The organism is Microtetraspora sp. AC03309 (assembly GCF_020826795.1).
GTDB lineage: Bacteria > Actinomycetota > Actinomycetes > Streptosporangiales > Streptosporangiaceae > Microtetraspora > Microtetraspora glauca.
Genome location: NZ_JADDIL010000256.1, coordinates 1 through 892 on the forward strand (window position 1 = coordinate 1; position 892 = coordinate 892).

General features: G+C 65.7%; 1 protein-coding gene. It reads right to left on the reverse strand.

What is annotated here, in order from left to right; all coding sequences use genetic code 11:
* A partial coding sequence (locus IMZ11_RS42670; protein WP_228649285.1) for an Ig-like domain-containing protein occupies positions 1-892 on the reverse strand: 892 nt, incomplete at both ends.

Below are 892 nucleotides of genomic sequence, written 5' to 3' on the forward strand. Positions count from 1 at the left end.
GGTCACCGCCGGTGTTGCGGATCTCGACGATGTCTCCGGGCACCGAGAAGTTGTAGAACCATTCGGCGTTCTCGCCGCTGAGGTTCAGGCAGCCGTGGCTGACGTTCTCCTTGCCCTGCGCCCAGATCGTCGAGTTGAGCTGGTGCAGGTAGATGCCGTCGATGCTGATGCGCGTGGCCCACGGGATGGTCGTCTTGTAGCCGAGCCGCGAATTCACGGGCAGGCCGTAGGTCGACGAGTCCATGACCACCGGGTTGGCCTTGTCCATCACGGTGTAGATGCCGCGAGGCGTCCAGAAGCTCATCGTGGTGCCGCCGACGGTCTCGGTGCCGCCCATGCCCATCGAGGTGGGCATGGTTCGCACCAGCTTGCCGTTGTCGTAGACCCTGACCTGCTTGTCGGTGTCGTCGGCGATGGTGACGTGCGAGGCGCCGATGGTGAACGAGACCTTCTCGTCCTGCGCGCCGTACAGGTCGTCGCCGAGCTTGGCGCCGTAGATGCCGGCGTCGACGGTGACCTTGGTGCCCGGTGCGTAGTACTTCTCCGGGCGCCAGTGTGCGGTCTGGTCGTCGATCCAGTTCCACGAGCCGACGGCCTTGGGCTCGGTGATGACCTTCATCCGGTTTTCGGCGCTGGCCTTGTCGGTGATCGGCTCATCGAAGCGGGCGACGATCACCATGCCGACGCCGTAGGTGGCGCCCTCCTGCAGCGGGGCGTAGTTCGTACCGTTGAGGTAGACCCGGGCCTGGTAGCCCGGGGTCACCGTGGAGAAGCTGATGGTTTTGCGGGTCGGCATTCCGCCGGGGCCGCGCGCGTCGACCTTCAGCGTGTAGGTGCGGCCGTAGCCGAGTGTGGTGGTCGGCTTCCAGGTCCTGGCGTCGGGCGTCAGGAT